This window comes from uncultured Roseobacter sp. (assembly GCF_947496515.1).
Lineage (GTDB): Bacteria > Pseudomonadota > Alphaproteobacteria > Rhodobacterales > Rhodobacteraceae > Roseobacter.
The window spans coordinates 656,990-678,224 of record NZ_CANMDB010000001.1; the positions used below are offsets into that span (position 1 = coordinate 656,990).

At 63.6% G+C, this 21,235-nt stretch carries 21 protein-coding genes; 13 read left to right on the forward strand and 8 right to left on the reverse strand.

Going from position 1 to position 21,235, the window contains the following annotated elements:
- Positions 1–98: 98 nt before the first annotated feature.
- The 6 genes from Q1A53_RS03235 to nthA form a co-directional block, all read right to left on the reverse strand.
- On the reverse strand, positions 99–2,054 hold the full coding sequence (locus tag Q1A53_RS03235; protein WP_299962857.1) for a bifunctional 2',3'-cyclic-nucleotide 2'-phosphodiesterase/3'-nucleotidase: 1,956 nt from the start codon (positions 2,052–2,054) through the stop codon (positions 99–101).
- Between the two features lie 448 nt (positions 2,055–2,502).
- Positions 2,503–2,733: a DUF2842 domain-containing protein gene (locus Q1A53_RS03240; RefSeq protein WP_299962859.1), complete on the reverse strand. Its 231-nt coding sequence runs from the start codon at positions 2,731–2,733 to the stop codon at positions 2,503–2,505.
- Positions 2,734–2,741: 8 nt separating this feature from the next.
- Positions 2,742–4,037: an adenylosuccinate synthase gene (locus tag Q1A53_RS03245; protein ID WP_299962861.1), complete on the reverse strand. Its 1,296-nt coding sequence runs from the start codon at positions 4,035–4,037 to the stop codon at positions 2,742–2,744.
- 148 nt (positions 4,038–4,185) lie between these two features.
- Entirely contained in the window at positions 4,186–4,521 is a 336-nt protein-coding gene (locus Q1A53_RS03250; protein ID WP_299962863.1) for a nitrile hydratase accessory protein, read from the reverse strand.
- A 7-nt stretch (positions 4,522–4,528) separates the two neighbouring features.
- Positions 4,529–5,200 carry a nitrile hydratase subunit beta gene (nthB, locus tag Q1A53_RS03255; protein ID WP_299962865.1) on the reverse strand — a complete coding sequence of 224 codons (672 nt, stop codon included), beginning with the start codon at positions 5,198–5,200 and terminating at the stop codon, positions 4,529–4,531.
- A complete protein-coding gene (gene nthA, locus Q1A53_RS03260; RefSeq protein ID WP_299962867.1) occupies positions 5,197–5,820 on the reverse strand; it encodes a nitrile hydratase subunit alpha in 624 nt (207 codons plus the stop codon). Before nthA ends, nthB begins: the two co-directional genes overlap by 4 nt.
- Positions 5,821–5,958: 138 nt before the next feature.
- On the opposite strand from nthA, the gene secG reads away from it, so the two are divergent.
- A complete protein-coding gene (gene secG / locus Q1A53_RS03265) occupies positions 5,959–6,321 on the forward strand; it encodes a preprotein translocase subunit SecG (RefSeq protein WP_299962869.1) in 363 nt (120 codons plus the stop codon).
- Between the two features lie 199 nt (positions 6,322–6,520).
- A complete protein-coding gene (locus tag Q1A53_RS03270; RefSeq protein WP_299962871.1) occupies positions 6,521–8,164 on the forward strand; it encodes a CTP synthase in 1,644 nt (547 codons plus the stop codon).
- A 95-nt stretch (positions 8,165–8,259) separates the two neighbouring features.
- On the opposite strand, the gene Q1A53_RS03275 is transcribed toward Q1A53_RS03270, so the two are convergent.
- Positions 8,260–8,616, reverse strand: a complete 357-nt coding sequence (locus Q1A53_RS03275) for a hypothetical protein (protein WP_299962873.1) — start codon at positions 8,614–8,616, stop codon at positions 8,260–8,262.
- Between the two features lie 91 nt (positions 8,617–8,707).
- On the reverse strand, positions 8,708–9,628 hold the full coding sequence (locus tag Q1A53_RS03280; RefSeq protein ID WP_299962875.1) for an acyl-CoA desaturase: 921 nt from the start codon (positions 9,626–9,628) through the stop codon (positions 8,708–8,710).
- A 192-nt stretch (positions 9,629–9,820) separates the two neighbouring features.
- Between Q1A53_RS03280 and Q1A53_RS03285 the strand changes: the two genes are divergently transcribed.
- The 11 genes from Q1A53_RS03285 (at position 9,821) to Q1A53_RS03335 (ending at position 21,226) form a co-directional block, all read left to right on the forward strand.
- Entirely contained in the window at positions 9,821–11,149 is a 1,329-nt protein-coding gene (locus tag Q1A53_RS03285) for a dicarboxylate/amino acid:cation symporter (protein WP_299962877.1), read from the forward strand.
- 425 nt (positions 11,150–11,574) lie between these two features.
- Positions 11,575–12,360 (forward strand): 23S rRNA (adenine(2030)-N(6))-methyltransferase RlmJ, encoded by a 786-nt coding sequence (gene rlmJ / locus Q1A53_RS03290; protein ID WP_299962879.1) that lies wholly within the window; start codon positions 11,575–11,577, stop codon positions 12,358–12,360.
- Positions 12,361–12,408: 48 nt separating this feature from the next.
- Positions 12,409–12,852, forward strand: coding sequence for a TerB family tellurite resistance protein (locus Q1A53_RS03295; protein ID WP_299962881.1), 444 nt, complete (start codon positions 12,409–12,411; stop codon positions 12,850–12,852).
- 149 nt (positions 12,853–13,001) lie between these two features.
- Positions 13,002–13,778 carry an ATP-binding cassette domain-containing protein gene (locus Q1A53_RS03300; protein ID WP_299962883.1) on the forward strand — a complete coding sequence of 259 codons (777 nt, stop codon included), beginning with the start codon at positions 13,002–13,004 and terminating at the stop codon, positions 13,776–13,778.
- Positions 13,779–13,806: 28 nt separating this feature from the next.
- Positions 13,807–14,532, forward strand: coding sequence for a transporter substrate-binding domain-containing protein (locus Q1A53_RS03305; protein WP_299962885.1), 726 nt, complete (start codon positions 13,807–13,809; stop codon positions 14,530–14,532).
- 128 nt (positions 14,533–14,660) lie between these two features.
- The gene (locus Q1A53_RS03310) at positions 14,661–15,500 is read left to right on the forward strand and encodes an ABC transporter permease subunit (RefSeq protein WP_299962887.1); all 840 of its coding nucleotides are present in this window, start codon (positions 14,661–14,663) and stop codon (positions 15,498–15,500) included.
- A 106-nt stretch (positions 15,501–15,606) separates the two neighbouring features.
- Complete coding sequence (locus tag Q1A53_RS03315; RefSeq protein ID WP_299962889.1) at positions 15,607–16,413, forward strand: ABC transporter permease subunit; 807 nt, start codon at positions 15,607–15,609, stop codon at positions 16,411–16,413.
- A 70-nt stretch (positions 16,414–16,483) separates the two neighbouring features.
- Entirely contained in the window at positions 16,484–17,818 is a 1,335-nt protein-coding gene (locus Q1A53_RS03320; RefSeq protein WP_299962891.1) for a glutamine synthetase family protein, read from the forward strand.
- Between the two features lie 6 nt (positions 17,819–17,824).
- Positions 17,825–18,502, forward strand: a complete 678-nt coding sequence (locus tag Q1A53_RS03325; RefSeq protein WP_299962893.1) for a type 1 glutamine amidotransferase — start codon at positions 17,825–17,827, stop codon at positions 18,500–18,502.
- Positions 18,502–19,860: a glutamine synthetase family protein gene (locus Q1A53_RS03330; RefSeq protein WP_299962895.1), complete on the forward strand. Its 1,359-nt coding sequence runs from the start codon at positions 18,502–18,504 to the stop codon at positions 19,858–19,860. Before Q1A53_RS03325 ends, Q1A53_RS03330 begins: the two co-directional genes overlap by 1 nt.
- A 61-nt stretch (positions 19,861–19,921) precedes the next feature.
- Positions 19,922–21,226 (forward strand): FAD-binding oxidoreductase, encoded by a 1,305-nt coding sequence (locus Q1A53_RS03335; protein ID WP_299962897.1) that lies wholly within the window; start codon positions 19,922–19,924, stop codon positions 21,224–21,226.
- Positions 21,227–21,235 lie beyond the last annotated feature (9 nt).

Sequence of the window (21,235 nt, forward strand, 5' to 3'; positions counted from 1 at the left end):
GAGCAATCACCACCAGTCGGACTTTCGGCCAGAACCACCGGTTTTCAGTTCGTCCCTGGCGCTGACACCCCTCCCGCAGGGGCATGATGTTAGGCCCACTACAGCCTGATCCGGAAGCGCGCAAAGCCGTCCGGACCGTCGCCCGCCTCTTCAATCGTCAGATCCACCTGATCAAGATAGGCCGTGGCCGCCGGACCTGTATCAAAGAGGACCGTCGTGCCCGGCAGCGGTGCAAACGACCAGTTGCCATCCGCACGGGGGCTGATCGTGCCCTTCTCCACGATGTAGCGGACGATCACATCACGGTTGGTGTCGGGACCCTCGAAAACCGTGGTTTCGCCACTGGCACCCGGAAAGTCGCCGCCGCCGCCCGCGCGGTAGTTGTTGGTGGCGATGATGAACTCGGCAGCCATGTCGAGCGGCGCACCATCGTACATCAGATTGACGATGCGGTTGGCCCCTGCCTCCACAAGCACGCCCTTGGGATCATACTTCGACGGCTGCGACAGATCGATCTGATAGGTCACCCCGTCGATCACGTCAAAATTGTAGCTCGGGAACTCCGGGTTCAGCAGCACCACATCCTGCGCACCGGGGGTCACCTGATTGAAAATCCCCGCGGAGCGTTCCAGCCAGTCCTTGACCTGCTGGCCCGTCACCCGCACCGCCCGGGCAGTATTGGGATAGAGGTAGAGATCAGAGACGTTCTTGATCGCCACATCCCCTGCAGGCACATCCGTGAAATACTCAGGGCCCCCTCTGCCCCCCGCCTTGAACGGGGCAGCCGCTGACAGAATGGGAAGGCCCTCGTGGTCGGTCCCCTTCAACATCTGAGCGATGTACCAAAGCTGCGCGATGGAGACGATCTGGACAGATGGATCATCCGCCACCAGCGCAAAATAGCTGTGCAGAGGCGCATCGGTCTTACCGACGGCGCGCCGGACATAGGTCAACGTCTCCTCATGCTCCACCCCGACAGAGGCCAGAACCTCGGCGTCACTCTCCACCAGCGGCGTGATGGAGCGGTCGTCATTGCGCTGCGAAATCGGACGGGCCTCCGACATGGCCGACACCACACGCCACTCCGCGCCATCCTTTTCAACCAGCAGATCGATCAGACCCATATGGCTGCCCCAGAACCCGCCCATCGTGGCGGGCGTGCCCATCAGCGTGCCGGCCGTCACATCGGCCCCGGCGAAACCGGCATAGTCCGGCGAGGGGAATACGAGATGGCTGTGACCCGTCAGAATGGCATCGACACCGTCAAGACCAGCCAGTGGGATCGCCGCGTTCTCCATGCCGTCGCTGGCATCCGCCGCCCCGATGCCCGAATGGGAGAGCACCACGATGATGTCCGCGCCCCGCTCTTTCATTTGCGGAATATAGGCTTTGGCGGTCTCCAGAATGTCGCGCGCCTGCACCTTGCCTTCGAGGTGGCGGCGGTCCCAGGTCATCACCTGTGGCGGCGCAAACCCGATCAGCCCCACCTTGATCGGATGCTCCGTCCCGGCCCCGTCGGTCACCTTATGCTCCAGGATGACATATGGCGGAACCAGCGTCTTGTCCCGGGTCGGATCGCTGCCAAGCTCCAGCGCGACATTGGCGTTCACCACGGGAAAATCCGCACCGGCCAGCGATTTCATCAGGAAATCCAGACCATAGTTGAATTCATGATTGCCCAGCGTCGAGGCATCGAACCCCAGCGTATTCATCGCCTGAATGACCGGGTGGGTATCGCCGTCCTTCATGCCGCGCTCGTAGGCGATGTAATCCCCCATCGGGTTGCCTTGCAGGAAATCACCATTGTCGATGAGCAGCGCATTTGCCGCCTCGTCCCGGACCGCCTGTATCAACGCGGCAGTCCGGGCCAGTCCCACGGTATCGCGCGGTTTGTCGGCGTAATAGTCATAGGGGAACACGTGAACATGCAGATCCGTCGTCTCCATGATGCGCAGATGCGCCTGATTGGCTGCTGCCCGGGCGGAGAAAGGGTGCAAGGCGATAAACCCGGCGGTGCCGGAAAGAAAGCTGCGACGGTCAAGCGCAAAGGGCATGGGTTCATCTCCTCAATGACATCAGACACTTGGAGCATGATCACATTACAGGGATATGTCACCCCTCGGTCTTTCTGATCGCGCGGTACCCCCCGCAATCCGCAGAAACACGCGCATGACACGCCACAGCACGATGCGCCCTTCCCCCGCCCATATCTGCCGCAAGCGCGCGCGGGGCCCGTCAATCATAAGGGCAGGAACGGGTGCCCCGGCAGCGATTTCCCGGCGGCGTGACAGTCCGTCGCACGAGTTGTGCGAGTACCGACGTTGCATCGGGCCCGTTCCGCCGGTGCGAAGGCCACCGTAGACGCGAGGCGTCGCCAGAGGCTCAATGAAAAAGGGGGCTCGGCCGGACAGGTATGAAACAGGCGATCACGCCTCCAAGTTCAGTACCCGGGACCTTCTACCGACATCACCGGTCCACCACCCGCGCCTACCTATGTTCGCGCTAGTTGTCGGGTCCCGCCTCGTTGGGGTCCGCCTGCCCCACCCCGCGAAAGATGAACTTCAGCGGAAACGCCCAGAGCACGCCCAGCACCAGATAGACCAGCGCTTCCACCAGCAGCGAGGGGCGCTCAAAGAGGTTGATCACACTCACCGCGGCGATGATGTAGACCGGTATCCCGAAGATCAGGATCACCAGGGACCAGCGGCGGCGGGCTTTGTGGCTCAGGGGCATGGCATCTCTCAGTCGACGAACGGATCCGTCACCAGAATGGTGTCCTCCCGTTCAGGAGAGGTAGAGAGTAGGGCAACGGGACATTGGATCAACTCCTCCACCCGGCGCACGTATTTGATGGCATTGGCTGGAAGCTCGGCCCAGCTGCGCGCGCCCTCGGTGGATTCAGACCAGCCCGGCATCTCCTCGTAGATAGGGGTGCAGCGCGCCTGATGATCGGCAGCGGTGGGCAGGTACTCCATCTTCTGACCATCGAGATCATAGCCCACGCAAATCCGCAGCGTGTCGAACCCGTCGAGCACATCGAGCTTGGTCAGCGCGATGCCCGTGACACCGGAGGTCGCGCAGGTCTGGCGCACGAGCACCGCGTCGAACCACCCACAACGTCGCTTGCGCCCCGTGACCGTGCCAAACTCATGCCCCCGCTCGCCCAGCCGCTGGCCGTTCGCATCCTCCAGCTCCGTCGGAAACGGCCCCTCCCCCACACGGGTGGTGTAGGCCTTCACGATGCCCAGCACGTAGTTCACCGACCCGGGCCCCATGCCGACACCCGTGGCCGCCTGCCCCGCGATCACGTTCGAGGACGTCACAAAAGGATAGGTGCCGAAATCAATATCGAGGAGCGCCCCCTGCGCGCCCTCAAAGAGGATCCGCTTGCCCGCCTTGCGCTTCTCTCCCAGCACTTTCCAGACCGGTGCTGCATACTGCAGGATGCCCGGCGCCACCTCGCGTAGCTGCGCCAGCAGCGCGTCGCGGCTCACGGGCTCGATGCCCAGACCGCGACGCAACGGATCGTGATGCTGCAACGCGCGATCAACGCGCGCCTCCAGTGTCGCGGGGTCGGCCAGATCTGCCACCCGCACCGAGCGGCGGCCCACCTTATCCTCATACGCCGGACCAATGCCGCGCCCCGTGGTGCCGATCTTGGTGCCGGAGCTTGCCGCCTCCTCGCGCGCCCGGTCGAGCTCCCCGTGGATGGGCAGGATCAGCGGCGTATTCTCCGCGATCATCAGCGTCTCGGGCGTGATCTCCACCCCCTGTTCGCGGATCGTCTCGATCTCCTTCAGCAGATGCCAGGGGTCGAGCACCACCCCATTGCCAATGACCGACAGCTTGCCGCCCCGGACCACCCCCGAGGGCAGCGCGTTCAGCTTGTAGACCTTGCCGTCAATGACCAGCGTGTGGCCCGCGTTATGCCCGCCCTGAAACCGCGCGATCACATCGGCGCGCTCGCTCAGCCAGTCCACGATCTTGCCTTTTCCCTCATCGCCCCATTGCGCGCCGACGACGACTACATTTGCCATGGCTGGTCCCTTTTCGGTGTGGTCAAACCCGCGCCCGTATACCGAGGCGCGACAGGCGGCGAAAGCGCAAAAACCCCGGGCACGGCACCATCGCCGCCTCTGGCCGCTTCCCAGGGCCGCAAGCCACTTTCACGTCATGGCCGGGTCCTCAAGGCTCCGCGGGGATGTCACGCTCCCGCAAGCGCACCGGCGCCCCGTGGGGCGTCTCCAGATACGCCCGCGCCCAAGCGGCTTGAAGCCGCTTGACGTCGCGCGGGGTGACGACCGCGCGCTCTGCCAGCAACGCCTCCAGCGTCTCGACCCAAGCGGCAAAGTAGTCATCCCCCCCGTCGAGATCCCGGTCCATCCCGTGCCGCCGCAGCGTGGCCCCGAACCGCGCGGCCCAGTCGGGCCAGTCAAGCTGCCCCGTTTCATTCAGATGCACCGTCATGGCAAAGACCTGCGCATGCCAGGGCGCGGTAAAGACAGGCTCGGGCGTGCTCATGACCGGCTCATGCGGGCGCCAGGTAGCTCTGCCACAGATCGAGCACCACCTCGTCGCGCGGATGTTCGGGATGGCTCCAGAGCTCTGACGCTTGAAACACCACCGCATAGAGCGGCTCTGCCGCATCCCCCAACCCGTGGGCTGCGCTGTCGGGCAACACGTGACATCCGTGACAGCGGATGATCCGCCCCTCGGCCCCCGCCGCATAGGTGGGCAGGCGCGTGTGCCCGCCGTCAACGGTCGCATTCGCGGCGCGCGCCCGCGTGCGCACCCGGTCGCCCGGCACAAACTGCGGCGCCACCTCGCTCGGCCGGTCCGCCGGACCGCCCCGCGCCAGCACCGCTGCCACCTGCTCTGCCCTCAGCGTCCGCTCGGCCAGCGGTTGCTGTGCGGGCGTCTCGCCCGCCAGCTCCCCGGCACTCACCAGCCCCTTGGCCACCAGCAGATCGGCGAGCCCCGCCATCCACTTCTCGTAGTAGGAAAACCGCGCGTAATCCTGGGGCGCCAGGCTCTCGCGCGCATGGCGCGAGGTGTCGAGGTTCCACGCCCCATGGGCGCCCATGGCCAGTGTCAGCGCCAGCGCCCGCCGGTGCCAGTCGGCATCGAACTTGTGATGCTCGGGCTCGGGGATCACGGGCCCGTCGCCGTAGCGCCCGCCCATGTCATGCACCCGGCTCACGCAGGCGCACCGGGGGCCAGCGCCAGCCCGGTCCCGATCATGCTGTCGCGCGTCACCAGATCCTGCAGCGCCGCCTCGCTCATCCCGTCCGTCCCTTCGGGCCGCCGCGGGATCACCAGATAGCGCACCTCGGCGGTGGAATCCCAGACCCGCACGGCGGTTTGCTCGGGCAGGTGCACGCCGAACTCCGCCAGCACCGCCCGCGGCTCCCGCACGGCGCGCGCGCGGTAGGCGTCGGATTTATACCACGCAGGCGGGATCCCCAGCAGCGGCCAAGGATAGCAGCTGCACAGGGTACAGACGACCATGTTGTGCTGCTCCGGGGTGTTCTCCACCGCCACCATATGCTCGCCCTGCCGACCGTAGTACCCCATCTGCGTGACAACCGCCGTGGCATCCTCCAGCAGCGCCGCGCGAAACCCCCGATCAGACCAGGCGCGCGCCACCACATGGGCGCCATTGCGCGGCCCTATCTTGGTCTCGTAGATGTCGATGATCACGTCGAGCGCGACGGGATCGACCAGCCCCTTGGTGGTCAGCAGCGTTTCCAGCGCCTTCACGCGCAGTGCGGGATCGGGCGGCAGCAGCTCATGCGGGTGGTCTGGGTCATCATGTGGCATGGCCTATCCTTGCGGGCTGGGTCGCGGTTTGTCCAGTCCGGCCACCGACGCACCGCCCGCGCCCCGATCCTCCCTTGCGGGCCGGGGGAAACTTGCCTAGATACGCCGGGAACGAACCGAACCAGTGCAAGGTCCTTCATGGAAAACGTCGTCCTGATTGTCCACCTCATCCTGGCCCTGAGCCTGATTGCCGTGGTGCTGCTGCAGCGCTCCGAAGGCGGTGGGCTCGGCATGGGCGGCGGTGGCGGCGGCGCCATGTCGGGCCGCTCGGCCGCGACCGCCCTGGGCAAATTCACCTGGCTGCTGGCCATTGCCTTTATCTGCACCTCGATCACCCTGACAATCTTTGCCGCCGAGAACGCCTCGGGCTCCTCGGTGGTGGACCGGCTGGGCGTCACACCTCCGGCGCTGAACCAGTCCGACACACCCGCGATACCGGAGGGCGATCTGCTGCTGCCGCCCGGTGCGGGCGATGATGCACCGCTGGTACCTGTCGACTGAGTTTGTCCAGCGGCCCTCTGGCCACGATGGCGCGAGCGCCACAACTTCTTGAGGATGGCACGCGGATAGCCGCATCATCTTGCGGCGGCACCTTGCCATCCTCATCCGAATCCTGTTAGCCTTAAGTCCCGTGGAGTGGCCTTTCCAAGGGCGTTAAGGAACGCCCTTATCACCGCTCGGATGCACGGGAGCGCACAACATGGCACGTTATATTTTCATCACCGGTGGTGTGGTCTCCTCGCTGGGCAAGGGGCTGGCGTCCGCGGCACTCGGTGCGCTGTTGCAGGCGCGCGGCTTCTCGGTGCGGCTGCGCAAGCTGGACCCCTATCTCAACGTCGATCCCGGCACCATGTCGCCCTTTGAGCACGGCGAGGTCTTCGTCACCGACGATGGTGCGGAAACCGACCTCGATCTGGGCCATTACGAACGCTTCACCGGCGTGCCCGCCCGCAGCACCGATTCCGTCTCGTCGGGCCGGATCTACTCCACCGTGCTGGAGAAGGAGCGCCGCGGCGACTATCTCGGCAAGACCATCCAGGTCGTCCCCCATGTCACGAACGAGATCAAATCCTTCCTCGACATCGGCGGGGATGAGGTCGATTTCATGCTCTGCGAGATCGGCGGCACCGTGGGCGACATCGAAGGGCTGCCGTTCTTCGAGGCGATCCGCCAGTACAGCCACGACAAGCCCCGCGGCCAGTGCATCTTCATGCACCTGACGCTGCTGCCCTATCTCGCCGCCTCCGGTGAGCTGAAAACCAAGCCTACCCAGCACTCCGTCAAGGAGCTGCAGAGCATCGGCATCGCGCCTGACATCCTCGTCTGCCGCTCCGAACAGCCCATTCCGGAGAAAGAACGCGAAAAGATCGCGCTCTTTTGCAACGTGCGGAAGGAGGCCGTGGTGGCCGCCTACGATCTGCCCACGATCTACGACGCGCCGCTGGCATACCACGCCCAGGGGCTCGATCAGGCGGTGCTCGACGCCTTCCAGATCTCCCCTGCCCCGCGCCCCGATCTGACCGTGTGGAACGATGTGTCGGACCGCGTGCACAACCCCGAAGGCGAGGTGCGCGTCGCCATCGTCGGCAAGTACACGCAGCTCGAGGACGCCTATAAATCCATCGCCGAGGCGCTGACCCACGGCGGCATGGCCAACCGCGTGAAGGTGCGGGTGGAATGGGTGGATGCGGAGATTTTCGACACGCAGGATGTGGCTCCCCATCTGGAAGGCTACCACGCCATCCTCGTGCCCGGCGGCTTTGGCGAGCGCGGCACTGAGGGCAAGATCAAGGCGGCGCAATACGCCCGCGAGCACAAGGTCCCCTATCTGGGGATCTGTCTGGGCATGCAGATGGCGGTGATCGAGGCTGCGCGCAACGTGGCCGACATCAAATCCGCGGGCTCGGAGGAGTTCGACCACGAGGCTGGCAAGAAACGGTTCGAGCCGGTGGTCTACCACCTCAAGGAATGGGTGCAGGGCAACGCCAAAGTCAGCCGCAAGGTCGAGGACGACAAGGGTGGCACCATGCGCCTGGGCAGCTACGATGCGGTGCTCACCGGTGGCTCCAAGGTGGCAGATGTCTACGGCACGACCGCCATCGACGAACGCCACCGCCACCGCTACGAGGTCGACATCAAGTACCGCGAGCAACTGGAGGCGGCAGGCCTGTGCTTTTCCGGCATGTCGCCCGACGGCAAACTGCCGGAGATCGTCGAATGGTCCGACCACCCGTGGTTCATCGGCGTGCAGTTCCACCCCGAGCTGAAATCCAAACCCTTCGACCCCCACCCGCTCTTCAAGGATTTCATCCGCGCCGCGAAAGAGATCAGCCGGTTGGTCTGAGAGAGCGCGCAAGCCAGCCTCAAAGCGCATCAAACGTACAAACCGTGCGCCGAGCGTGAGGCCTGCTTCCTCCTAACGCAAGAGACGTCAAGTGGCTAAGCCAGCGCGAGAAAGAGCTGATCCGTTGCAATCACAACGCAAACGATCCCGAGCCAGAACAGCACGAAACCCGCGGCTGCCGAACGCCACCCGCGCGATCTGAAGAAGTAAACGGCTGTTCCCACAGGCATAAACAAAATGGTCAAAAGCCGACTAGCCAAGTTTTGGACGTGCCCAATCTCCGCGGCATCTGCATTCTGCCAAAGCCGTACGAGAATGATAATGCCGAACAGCTGCATCACATCGTTCCAGGTGAACTGCGCCGGCGGGCCTTGCCACACCACCCAGTCGATGATCACGCCAGCAGCGATGAAAAGCAAAAGCCCGATGTAAATGGCGTTTCTCTTGGTCATGGCGCTTTGCCTAGCGACCCCCAACGCGACAGGCAATACAGCGCGCTCACCGACCCATGCAGCATTGGCGAAAACGCGCGCAAACCAACATTCAGGCCCGCGCAAGCCCCTCTCTGGTGGGCTCCGAAGCAGGCGTTTTCACCTCCCATACCAGTCGATACCTCTGCAAAAACTGAATAAGCGCGAACCCCAGATCAAGCTGTCCTTTTTCAACGCCAAGCTTAGCGGAATGAGGAAACGCGTGGTGATTGCAGTGCCAGTTCTCTCCAAACGTCAAGAGACCAAGGTATCGCAAATTGTATCCCTGCACTGGCAAGCCTTTGACGACCCAGCCCTGATGTCCAGCCCGATGGGCATAATGACCCACCATCCAATGGCCAATCAACGACACCGCGATCCGAAGCGAGCACCCCCAAAGCACCCAAGACCATCCGCCCAAAACAAACAAAAGACAGGCCACAGGGATCTGTTGCAGCATCCAGGTTCTTTCAAGCCAGATGTAGAACAGATCTTCTCGCACCCTCTCTTCGACAATGAACGTTGGCGGAGAGACCAACTCGAACGTGCAACACAACTGCCACCAGGCATCCTTCCAGAACGACGCTCCATGCGCCGGATGAGGAGGGCAGACACGCTGACGCTGGTGCCAGTCCCTCATATCATGCGCCTTGATCATCCCAATAGGTCCGGCCATGCCGACCAGCGTTCCCAACCACACCATAAAGTACTCCAGAAACGTGTGGGTCTGGAAACTCCGGTGAATGAGCAGCCTGTGCATGCCAACTGAGTGACCGGCGCATACGGTCATCGCGGTCAAACCCACGAACAGCAAAAACGCGTCAATCTGAGGAAACCAAAAAATGGCTATAAACCCGAGACCTACATGAGCAAAAAGCCAGAGCGACTTGACCGGAGACCAGACAATCCGTCCCTCCGTTGCTGAGGTTTTCGAGGTTGCAACGACGCGTTCGGTAGAGATCAAGGAAACCATCGCGCGTGATGTGTGGCTCATTCTTGTCTTGGTTGCAAAGGATCGGCTCAGCCCTTCAGCGCGTCTCCGCCAAAGCGCGACGAACCGGGCTCTGACCCGCATTTTCTGCCGCATTTGTGGTCACGGCCCCGCTGTACGAAGCGCGCACTGGAGTTAAAATTGATTTAATTCACGCCCCTGTTACACTCGATGCTAGAAAAACAGGGGGACAACATGTCTGACGCAACACTGACACGGTCGGGGGGCGGCATGTCGCTGACCACCAAGATCATGATCGCCATGGGGGCCGGGATCGTCACCGGCCTCATTTTCAATACACTCCAATCGGATTTCATCGATACCCATATCGTCGGCGGCTTCTTTGCCATGGTGGGCACGATGTTCGTCAACGCGCTCAAGATGCTGGTGGTGCCGCTGGTGTTCTTCTCGCTCATCTGCGGGGTCACGGGCATCGGGGACATCCGCGTGCTGGGCCGTGTCGGCGGGAAATCCTTCGCGCTCTATCTCTTCACCACCGCCTGCGCCATCGGCATGGCGATCATCCTCGCCAGCCTCATCGGCCCCGGCACGGGCTTTCAGATGGAAGGCATCGACACATCCGGCGTCACGGGACGCGAGGCACCGTCCGTCTGGCAGGTCTTCGCCAACATCGTGCCAACCAACCCCATCGCCGCCTTCGCCAACGGCGAGATGCTGCAGGTGATCTTCTACACGGTGATGCTGGGTGTCGCGATCCTGATGCTGGGCGATGCGTCCAAATCCTTCATCGAGGGCTGTACCTACATGAACAACCTGATGATGAAGGTCGTCGGCCTCGTCATGGCCTTCGCCCCCTACGGTGTCTTTGCCCTGATCGCAAAGACCTTCGCGGAACAGGGCATCGGCCTCTTCCTGCCGGTGCTGGGTTATGTGATCACCCTGGTGCTGGCGCTCTTTCTGCATATGTTCGGCACCCTGTCGATCTTGCTGAAACTGCTCAGCGGGCTGAACCCGGTCACCTTCATGGCCAAGATGCGCCCGGCACAGATCTTTGCCTTCTCCACCGCCAGCTCCAACGCCACCATCCCCGTCACCTACCGCACGGTGACCGAGCGTGTGGGCGTCGATAAAGGGGTTGCCTCCTTCTGCATCCCCTTCGGTGCAACCATCAACATGGACGGTACCGCCATCATGCAGGGCGTGGCCACGGTGTTCCTGGCCAATGTCTACGGGATCGAGCTGGGCCTCGGCGGCTATATCACTGTCATCGGCATGGCCATCCTCGCCTCCATCGGCACCGCGGGCGTGCCCGGCGTGGGTCTGGTGATGCTGACCATGGTGCTCACCCAGGTGGGCCTGCCGATCGAGGGCATTGCGATCATCCTCGGGGTGGACCGCCTGATGGACATGATCCGGACCGCCGTGAACATCACCGGTGATGCGGTCGTGACAACCATCGTGGCCAAGAGCGAAGGCAAGGCCGACATGGCCATCTTCGACAACCCCGAAGCAGGGGTGATCCATGGCAACGAAGAAGCCATCGTCGCCGCGGCACCGCGCTAGGCAGCAGGGTCCCGCCCGGCCAGGGGCCGGGCAAGCCCCCGATCCTCCTCGATGGAGGTGAGGGGGCTCCCGCCCTCCCCCGACCGGTCCCGCCACACCACCGAAGCGGAACCTACGGGCGACCGCGTCGGCACCGGGCGCGACACCGGGTAGCGTCAACCGCCGCAGCTGCCCTGCACCAGCGATCACACATCCCCTCGGGCCGGACCGTGCGCAGCGTTCGCGCTTCGCTCACAAACCACACCGTCCGCCCTGTTCATCACCCGAATGCCGACACGCGCACCGACCAAATACCGACGTGATACCGACGTCATACCGACACGGCATTTCCCAGCAAACCCAAGGTCCTCACCCCCCGCACCACGGGTCGCTGAAACGGCGGTGTTAACCGTTGCGCGCACGCTGCGTTCAGATAGATGTGACCCATGCTCAGCTACCAGCACATCTACCACGCGGGAAATCTCGCCGACGTCCACAAACACGCCCTTCTGGCCTGGATGCTCGCCTATCTTACCGCCAAGCCCAAACCGCTCAGCTACATCGAGACCCATGCAGGCCGAGGCCTCTACGACCTCTCGGATCCCGCCGCTCAAAAGACCGGTGAAGCGGCCGAGGGGATCACCAGAACCGAAGAGTGGTTCGCGGCAGATCACCCGCTCGCCCGTGTGCTCGCCACTCTGCGCAAGACCCACGGCGCCACCGCCTACCCCGGCTCGCCGCTGATCGCCGCCCACATCCTGCGGCCCTGCGACATCCTGCATCTGGCAGAGCTGCACCCCGCCGAGCATAGCGCCCTTGCCACCGCCATGTCCCCCTTCGGTGCCCGCGTCCATGCGCAGGACGGCTTTGCGCTGGCGCAGTCGCTGGTGCCGCCCACGCCCCGCCGCGGGCTGATGCTGATCGACCCGAGCTATGAGATCAAACGCGACTACACCGACATTCCGGGACGTATCGCGCGACTGGTAAAGGCTTGGAATGTCGGCATTATCTGCCTGTGGTACCCTATTCTGAAGACAGCGCGTCACGACGAGATGCTGCAGCGGCTGAGTGCTGCCCACCCGCAGGCGCTGCGCCACGAGGTCCACTTTCCGCCCGCCCGCGCGAACCACGGCATGACCGGCTCGGGCCTCTTCGTGATTAACCCGCCCTACAGTCTGGCAGAGGAGGCCGCGCGCCTCGGTCAGCACTTCACCCGGCTTGACCCCGCGTAAGCGCGCCTCCTTCTTGGCAGCGACCCCAATCCGCTTTATATCGCGACCATGTTTGCAGACTTTCTCAAACGGTTGACCCAACCGACCGACGACGACGCGCTGCCCGACGAGGACGCGCGTCTCGCTCTCACCGCGTTGCTGGTGCGCATTGCGCGCTCTGACAACGACTACAGCGCCAACGAAAAAAGCCGGATCGACCAGATCATCGCGCGCCGCTATGGCCTTGGCCCCGGCGCGACGGAGGCCTTGCGCCGCGAGGCCGAAGCGCTGGAGGGCGAGGCACCCGATACGGTGCGCTTCACCCGGGCCATCAAGGACGCTGTGCCCTACGAGGACCGCGTCGCGGTGGTGAAGGCGCTGTGGCAGGTGGTGCTGGCCGATGGTGCCCGGGCCCAGGAAGAGGATGCACTGGTGCGCATGGCCGCCAACTTCCTCGGCATCAGTGATCGCGATTCGGCTCTGGCGCGCCAGGCCGTCGACGATCAGACCTGAACCGGCCCCGTCGCTGGCCGCGCGCCCGGAAAACGCGCCGGATGCTCTGAGTTGACCCAGCGGAATTAGGGGCGACACGCTTTGAACATTGCAAATTGCACGCTTTTCCCTCTTTATATCCGGCGGATGAGCCACGGGGATCGACGATCTTGACCACAGACCAACCGGTGATTGAAATCAAGGACTTGCACAAGTCCTACGGTGCCCTTGAAGTGATCAAAGGCGTCAGCATCCGTGCCATGCGGGGCCAGGTCGTCTCCCTCATCGGGTCTTCGGGCTCCGGCAAATCGACGCTTTTGCGCTGCTGCAATCTGCTGGAAAACAGCCAGCAGGGCGCGGTGCTCTTCAAGGGCGAACCGGTGATCTGGTCAGGCGACGGACATAGCCGCTGCCCCGCCGACGCGAGCCAGATCCTGCGCATCCGAACCAATCTCGCCATGGTCTTTCAGCAGTTCAACCTGTGGTCCCATATGACAATTCTCCAAAACGTGATGGAGGCGCCGCTGACGGTACTGCGCCGCGACCGTAGCGAAGTAGAAGACGCCGCCCGCGCTTATCTCGACAAGGTGGGGATCGGCGATAAATGCGACGTCTATCCGGCGCAGCTCTCGGGCGGCCAGCAGCAACGCGCAGCCATCGCGCGGGGTCTCTGCATGGAGCCTCAGGCGTTGCTTTTTGACGAGCCGACCTCCGCGCTGGATCCGGAACTGGAACAGGAAGTCGTCCGCGTGATCAAGGACCTCGCCGCCGAGGGCCGCACGATGATCATCGTCACCCATGACATGAAACTTGCCCGCGATGTGTCTGACCACGTGGTCTTTCTGCACCGCGGGCTGATCGAGGAAGAAGGCCCGCCCGAGACGCTCTTTGGCGCGCCCAAATCAGAACGCCTGCAAGGGTTCCTCTCGGCAACCCAGGCCGCTTAACTATCATAAAAACAAGGGAGTATCCTTAATGAAAACACTCATCACCACGACAGCGCTCCTCGCGTTGACAGCCACGGCAACACTCGCCGACGGGCACGCCAGCACGGTGCGCATGGGCACCGAAGGCGCCTACCCTCCCTACAACTTCATCAACGATGCCGGTGAAGTGGACGGGTTCGAGCGCGAGCTTGGCGACGAGCTTTGCGCGCGGGCCGAGCTGACCTGCGAATGGGTCACCAACGAATGGGACAGCATTATCCCCAACCTCGTGTCGGGCAACTACGACACCATCATTGCGGGCATGTCGATCACCGACGAACGTGATGAAGTGATTGATTTCACACAGAACTACACGCTGCCCGATCCCTCCGCCTATGTGGCGGCCTCCGAAGACGTGGATCTTGAAAACGGCGTTTTGGCCGCCCAGACAAACACCATCCAGGCGGCGTTCATTTCAGAGACCGGCGCAACGCTGGTCGAATTTGCCACGCCTGAGGAAACCATCGCCGCGGTGAAGAATGGCGAGGCCGATGCGGTGCTCGCGGACAAGGCCTTCCTGACGCCCATCGCCGATGAAGATCCCGATCTGGTCATGCTGGACAAGGACGAGATGCTCGGCGGCGGCATCGGCCTTGGTCTGCGCGAAAGCGACGGTGAGCTGAAAGCCAAGTTCGACGCGGCCATCACCTCCATGAAGGAAGACGGCTCGCTGAACGCGCTGCTGGAGAAATGGGAGATCTCGGGCCGGTTCTGAACCGCTCCGTCATCTGCTTCCTCGACCCCACTGTCGGGGCAGCCAGCGGCTGTCCCGACACCATATTTTGAGAGGCGCGGATTTTTAGTTTTTGCACAGATCCCAGCGGCTTATCCGATCTGAGATGGATGGCCTGCTACCTGACCACGGTCAAGCACATGTCCCTCTACTGGTCCGTGCTGACGGTGCTGAGCCTGTTGGCGATCACCGCGCCGCTGGCTTTGGCATTCGGGTTTGGCGGTGCAACGGCGGCCCGCGCGCAATTTGCCCCGCTGCGCTGGATCGGGAAAGGCTACATCGCCATCGTGCGCGGCGTCCCTGACATCGCACTCTTCCTCTTTTTCGTGATCGCACTGGATCAGGGCATCGAATATCTGCGCCACCAGGTGCTCTGCCCCGACTGGCCCGATACGATCCGTCAGGGCAATGATTTCGTGGTGTGTCAAGCGGCCAAGGTGCCGCTGGGCACGGCGCCGCAGTGGGTGCACGAGGTCTACGGCTTCATGCTGGCGGTGCTGACGTTTGCCATTGTGTTCGGGGCTTTCGCGGCCAATGTCCTGTTCGGTGCCATGCGGGCTGTTCCGCGCGCTCAGCTGGAGACGGCAGAGGCCTACGGGATGACCCGGCGCCAGACTTTCCGGCGGGTGTTGGTGCCGCAGATGTGGGTCTACGCGCTGCCGGGGCTCGGTAACCTGTGGATGGTGCTGATCAAGGCCACGCCGCTGCTGTTTCTGCTGGGGGTCGAGGATATCGTCTATTGGGCACGTGAGCTTGGCGGGACGAAGACGTCGCGCTTTACCGATTATCCCCATGGCGACTGGCGCATGTGGTATTTTCTGGCGCTTTTGGTCTTTTACCTCATCTTCACCCGGCTATCGGAAGTGGTGCTGGCCCGGGTGATGACGCGTCTGACCCACGGGCAGGCCACCGCGGGCGGTGACGTACAGCGCAAGGCGGCAGCGACATGAGCGCGGACAGATCTCACCCACGGTTCGGGCAAGAGCGCGGCGGGTCGCACGCAGGTGCTGCGCAACCGATGCCGCGGCAACGGCGCTCCCTGCAGGAGCGGCTGGTATGAGCTGTTGGCAGACGGTCCAGGACTACGGCCTGCGCGCCGTGGGCATCGGCGAGCGGTTACTCCCGCGCGAGGATTTCACACTGTGTCAGCAGTTTACGCTGATCGGCTCAGGTATGATCTGGAACATCTATTTCGGTCTGGTGGCGCTCACCTTCGGCTTTTTCCTCGCCACGGCGCTGGCCATGGGCAAGAACGCGCAAAACCCGCTGCTGCGCAAACCTGCCATCTGGTTCATCTTTATCTTCCGGGGCTCGCCGCTCTTCATTCAGTTCTTCTTTGCCTATTTTCTCTTTTTGAACCTGAAGTCGGTGGCACCTTTCTTTGACCCCTTCAGCGCGGCCTGGCTCGGCGCGCTCATCGTGCTGTTCCTGAACACCGCCGCCTACTCGGGCGAGATCTTTTACGGCGCACTGCAGTCGATCCCCAAGGGTGATCTGGAGGCCGCCGATGCCTACGGGCTCAGCGGGTGGGCGCGGTTCCGGCGCATCGTCTGGCCCACCATGCTGCGGCTGGCCTGGCCCGCCTACACCAACGAGGCGATCTTTCTGTTTCACGCCACCGCGCTGGTGTTCTTTTCGGGCTTTCCCGCGTGGCAGCAGCGGGGGGACGCGCTCTATTATGCCAGCTACTTTGCCGACAAGACGTTCAATCCCTTCGTGCCTTACCCCATTCTGGCGCTCTACTTCATCGCCTTCACGCTGGTGATCGTCAGTGTTTTCGGGCTGATCAACGGGCGGCTGAACAAGCATCTGCCGAACGCCACGCGGAGCAAGCTGCGCCTGCGTCCCAATCTGGTGCGATAGCGATGCGCGCGCCTCTCTACCCTGCCGGATCCAGCGCCTTTCGACACCTGCCAAGCGCAACGACAGCCGAATGAAGACATGGCTGCGCGACAACCCGCAGGTGCGGAGCATTCGGGTCGCTGCATCTGATCTGAATGGCCAGCCGCGCGGCAAGCGGATCCCGGTGCGCTATGCGCATAAGGCGCTTGAGGGCGGCACGCGGTTCCCGCTTTCGGTGCTGAACCTCGATATCTGGGGCGAGGATATCGACGCAAGCCCGCTCGTCTTCGAGCACGGTGACCGCGACGGCGTTCTGCAACCAACGGAACGTGGCTTCATGCCGGTGCCGTGGCTCGATGCGCCGTCCGCCCTGCTGCCCATCTGGATGTTCCACGAGGACGGTCGGCCCTACGACGGCGACCCGCGCCATGCGCTGCGCGCGGTGCTGGAGCGCTATATGGCCCGCGGTCTGACCCCGGTCTGCGCGACGGAGCTGGAATTCTTTCTGATCGACGATTCTGGGCGCAGCCTGCAGGTGCCGCCGTCGCCCCGGTCGGGTAAGCGGCGCGTGGCGGGCGAGATCCTGTCTCTGCGGGCGCTCGACCGGTTTGACGGGTTTTTCACCGATCTCTACGACGCCTGCGAAGCGATGGACATCCCCGCGGATACGGCCATTTCCGAGGCCGGACTGGGGCAGTTCGAGATCAACCTGATGCACGGGGACGACGCCCTGCGCGCCGCCGATGACGCGTGGCTTTTCAAGATGCTGGTCAAGGGGATGGCCCGCAAACACGGGTTCGCCGCGAGCTTCATGGCGAAACCCTATGCCGATTATGCAGGCTCGGGCCTGCATGTGCATTTCTCGGTGCTGGATGCGCAGGGGCGTAACGTCTTTGATAACGGCGGGCCGGAGGGGACAGACCTGCTGACGCAGGCGGTCGCGGGATGCCTCGAGGCGATGCGGGGCTCTGCGCTGATCTTTGCGCCCCACGCCAACAGCTTTGACCGCATGGTGCCCGGCGCCCACGCGCCCACGGGCGTCGGCTGGGCCTATGAGAACCGCACCGCGGCGATCCGCATACCGTCCGGCCCGCCCGCTGCCCGGCGGATCGAACACCGCGTTGCCGGGGGCGATGTGAACCCCTACCTGATGCTGGCCGCCGTGCTGGGGGCGGCCCTCAACGGGATCGAGGACGGTGCAGCACCGCCCGCGCCGCTCACCGGAAATGCCTATGAGGCCGATCTGCCGCAGATCCCGGACGACTGGCGCACGGCCATCGACACCTTCGAGGCCAGCCCGCAGATGACACGGATCTTTGCCCCGGACCTCATCCGCAATCTGGTACTGACCAAGCGGCAGGAATTGCACTATATGCAGGAATTGTCACCGGAAGAACGCGTGGCCATCTATCTCGACACGGTGTGAGCACATATGAAAATCGGCATCCTGATCACCGGTCACCCCCCCGACACGATGACGGAGGGCGGGCTCTACGATGCCTACTTCGCCCGGCTGCTCACGGGGCACGGGTTCACGTTCGAGGACTGGTCCGTCTGCGATGGCGTGTTCCCGGAGGACGTATCGGCCGCGGATGGTTGGCTGATCACCGGCTCCAAACACGGGGCCTATGAGGATCATCCCTGGATCCCGCCGCTGGAGGATTTCATCCGCGCGGTCCACGCGGCGGGCAAGCCGATGATCGGTGTGTGTTTCGGGCATCAGATCATCGCGCAGGCCATGGGGGGCCGCGTCGAGAAATTCGCCGGTGGCTGGGTGGTAGGCTGCACCGAATACGACATGGACGGCGAGACAATTGCCGTGAACGCCTGGCATCAGGATCAGGTGGTCGAGGCGCCTGCGGGCGCGCGGGTCTTTGCCAGCAACGCGGGCTGTCAGAACGCCGGGCTGCTCTACGGTGATCTGATCTGGACGATCCAGCCGCACCCGGAATACGACGCGTCATTTATCGACGGGCTGATCAGGACCCGGGGCAAGGGTGTGGTGCCCGACGCGCTGCTGGCTGCCGCCACGGACCGGCTGGACCAACCCGCCGACCGCCCAAAGATGGCGGAGATGATGGCCGCCTTTTTCAAGAAAGAGAGGGCCTGATGGCCGACTGGACAAGCAAGCTTCCCGCCGCGGCACAGCTCTATCTGGAGGGCAAACGGCTCGATGAGGTGGAGTGCATCATCTCCGATCTGCCGGGTATTGCGCGGGGCAAGGCGGTGCCTGCGTCGAAATTCGCACGGCAGGACTATTTTCACCTGCCCGACAGCATCTTTTACCAGACGATCACCGGCGACTGGGGCGAGGCCGCGGGTGAGGAAGGCTTCATCGAGAAGGACATGATCCTCAAGCCGGACATGAGCACGGCGACAGCCGCCCCTTGGACGGGCGACTGGACGCTGCAGGTGATCCACGACGCCTTTGACCGCGCGGAGGAGCCCGTGCCCTTCAGCCCGCGCAATGTGCTGAAACGGGTCTGCCAGCTGTACCACGACAAGGAGTGGAAACCCGTTGTGGCGCCCGAGATGGAGTTCTTTCTGGTGGCGCGCAACATTGACCCCGCCCATGACATCGAGCCGATGATGGGGCGATCGGGCCGACCTGCTGCGGCGCGGCAGGCCTATTCAATGACGGCGGTGGATGAGTTCGGACCGGTGATTGACGACATCTATGATTTTGCCGAAGCGCAGGGGTTCGAGATCGACGGGATCACGCAGGAGGGCGGCGCGGGCCAGCTGGAGATTAACCTGCGCCACGGCGATCCGGTGCGACTGGCCGACGAGGTCTTTTTCTTCAAACGGCTGATCCGCGAGGCAGCCCTCAGGCACGATTGTTTTGCCACCTTCATGGCCAAACCCATCGCGGATGAACCCGGCAGCGCGATGCATATCCATCATTCCGTGCTGCATCTGGACGGGGGGGCCAATCTCTTTTCCGACGGGGATGGCGGCGAGACGGAGGCGTTTCAGCATTTCATCGCCGGACTGCAGCGGCACCTCCCGTCGGCCATGGCGGTGGTTGCCCCTTACGTGAACAGCTACCGCCGCTACGTGAAGGATCAGGCCGCCCCCATCAACCTGCAATGGGGCCGCGACAATCGCACCACCGGCATCCGTGTGCCGCTGTCGACGCCCGAAGCGCGGCGGGTCGAGAACCGTCTGACCGGGATGGATTGCAACCCCTATCTGGGGATCGCGGCGAGCCTGGCCTGCGGATATCTGGGGCTGACCGAAGCGCGGATGCCGGGCGCGGAGTTCAAGGGCGATGCCTATGACAGCGAGGCCGATATCCCGCGCGAGCTGGGATCCGCGTTGGACATGTTCGAAGGGGCCGCAGCTTTGCACGGCGTTCTTGGTGAGGAATTCGCGCGGGTATACTCCATCGTGAAACGGGCGGAATACGACGAGTTTCTGCAGGTGATCTCTCCCTGGGAGCGCGAGCACCTCCTGCTCAACGTATGAGCTTGTGGCGCGTGCGGGACGCTCCGCGGGGAGTTTTCTTGGCAAAGTGAAAGGAGCGCGGGTGAACCTGCTCTACGCGAATGATGTGGCAGGGGCCTATCCGCCCAGTTGGTATGCGGCGAGCACCCCTGCGCTGGCACCTTTTGCACCGTTGCAGGGAACCATTCAGGCGGATGTCTGTGTGGTTGGCGCAGGGTATACGGGGCTTTCCGCGGCGCTGCATCTGGCCGAGGCCGGGCGGCGGGTGGTGGTGCTGGACGCCCATCGGGTCGGATTTGGCGCGTCGGGTCGCAACGGCGGGCAGTTGGGCAGCGGTCAGCGGGTGGAGCAGGACACGCTGGAGCGGATGGCGGGGCGCGAGACGGCGCAGGCGCTGTGGTCGCTGGCGGAGGACGCCAAGGCACTGGTCAAAGGATTGATCGAAACGCATGGGATTGAGTGTCATTTGCGGCCCGGGATCGCGCATACCGGATCGAGCCGGGCCGAGGTCGCGGATCTGCACGCCTATGTGGATCTGCTGCAGTCCCGCTACGGGTACGGGGACGTGTCTGCTTTGGACGCCGAGGCGTGCCGCAGGATTTGCCCCTCACCGGATTATTGCGGCGGGCTGCTGGACATGGGGGCGGCGCATTTGAACCCCCTGGCCTTCGCCCTTGGGCTGGCGCGGGCGGCGCGCGACGCGGGCGTACAGATCCATGAGCGGTCTCATGTGCAGGCGATTGAGCAAGGCAGCACGGTGGAGGTTCGCACAGCGGATGGGGTGGTCCACGCCGATCATCTGATCCTGGCCTGCAACGGGTATCTGGGCGGGTTGGCGCCGCAGGTCAGCGCGCGGGTCATGCCCATCAATAACTTCATCGTAGCGACAGAACCGTTGGGCGACGCGGCCTCGCGGGTGTTGACCCGGGACATTGCGGTCGCGGACAGCCGGTTTGTGGTGAATTACTTTCGGCTGAGCCACGACGGGCGGCTGCTCTTTGGTGGCGGCGAAAGCTATGGCTACCGCTTTCCGCGTGATATCGCCGCCAAGGTGCGCAAACCGATGAGCGTTATCTTCCCGCATCTGGCGGATGTGCGGATCGACTACGCCTGGGGCGGAACACTCGGCATCACCATGAAACGATTTCCCTATCTGGCGCGGCTGGGACCCAATGTGCTGTCGGCCTCCGGCTATTCGGGTCACGGGGTTGGGACGGCGACCCATGCGGGCAAACTGATGGCACTGGCCATTGCAGGCGAAAGCGATGGTTTCGCCACCATGCGCCGGATCCCGACACCCGCGTTTCCGGGCCGCGGTGCGCTGCGAACGCCGCTTCTGGTGCTGGCCATGAGCTGGTACGCGCTGCGCGACCGGCTGAGGTTTTAGGCGCCAGCG

Excerpts from the sequence above, each read along its gene's own strand:
- Q1A53_RS03235 (WP_299962857.1), bottom strand. The coding sequence starts at position 2,054 with ATGCCCTTTGCGCTTGACCGTCGCAGCTTTCTTTCCGGCACCGCCGGG.
- Q1A53_RS03240 (WP_299962859.1), bottom strand. The coding sequence starts at position 2,733 with ATGCCCCTGAGCCACAAAGCCCGCCGCCGCTGGTCCCTGGTGATCCTG.
- Q1A53_RS03245 (WP_299962861.1), bottom strand. The coding sequence starts at position 4,037 with ATGGCAAATGTAGTCGTCGTCGGCGCGCAATGGGGCGATGAGGGAAAA.
- Q1A53_RS03250 (WP_299962863.1), bottom strand. The coding sequence starts at position 4,521 with ATGAGCACGCCCGAGCCTGTCTTTACCGCGCCCTGGCATGCGCAGGTC.
- nthA (WP_299962867.1), bottom strand. The coding sequence starts at position 5,820 with ATGCCACATGATGACCCAGACCACCCGCATGAGCTGCTGCCGCCCGAT.
- secG (WP_299962869.1), top strand. The coding sequence starts at position 5,959 with ATGGAAAACGTCGTCCTGATTGTCCACCTCATCCTGGCCCTGAGCCTG.
- Q1A53_RS03270 (WP_299962871.1), top strand. The coding sequence starts at position 6,521 with ATGGCACGTTATATTTTCATCACCGGTGGTGTGGTCTCCTCGCTGGGC.
- Q1A53_RS03275 (WP_299962873.1), bottom strand. The coding sequence starts at position 8,616 with ATGACCAAGAGAAACGCCATTTACATCGGGCTTTTGCTTTTCATCGCT.
- Q1A53_RS03280 (WP_299962875.1), bottom strand. The coding sequence starts at position 9,628 with ATGAGCCACACATCACGCGCGATGGTTTCCTTGATCTCTACCGAACGC.
- Q1A53_RS03285 (WP_299962877.1), top strand. The coding sequence starts at position 9,821 with ATGTCTGACGCAACACTGACACGGTCGGGGGGCGGCATGTCGCTGACC.
- rlmJ (WP_299962879.1), top strand. The coding sequence starts at position 11,575 with ATGCTCAGCTACCAGCACATCTACCACGCGGGAAATCTCGCCGACGTC.
- Q1A53_RS03295 (WP_299962881.1), top strand. The coding sequence starts at position 12,409 with ATGTTTGCAGACTTTCTCAAACGGTTGACCCAACCGACCGACGACGAC.
- Q1A53_RS03305 (WP_299962885.1), top strand. The coding sequence starts at position 13,807 with ATGAAAACACTCATCACCACGACAGCGCTCCTCGCGTTGACAGCCACG.
- Q1A53_RS03310 (WP_299962887.1), top strand. The coding sequence starts at position 14,661 with ATGGCCTGCTACCTGACCACGGTCAAGCACATGTCCCTCTACTGGTCC.
- Q1A53_RS03315 (WP_299962889.1), top strand. The coding sequence starts at position 15,607 with ATGAGCTGTTGGCAGACGGTCCAGGACTACGGCCTGCGCGCCGTGGGC.
- Q1A53_RS03320 (WP_299962891.1), top strand. The coding sequence starts at position 16,484 with ATGAAGACATGGCTGCGCGACAACCCGCAGGTGCGGAGCATTCGGGTC.
- Q1A53_RS03325 (WP_299962893.1), top strand. The coding sequence starts at position 17,825 with ATGAAAATCGGCATCCTGATCACCGGTCACCCCCCCGACACGATGACG.
- Q1A53_RS03330 (WP_299962895.1), top strand. The coding sequence starts at position 18,502 with ATGGCCGACTGGACAAGCAAGCTTCCCGCCGCGGCACAGCTCTATCTG.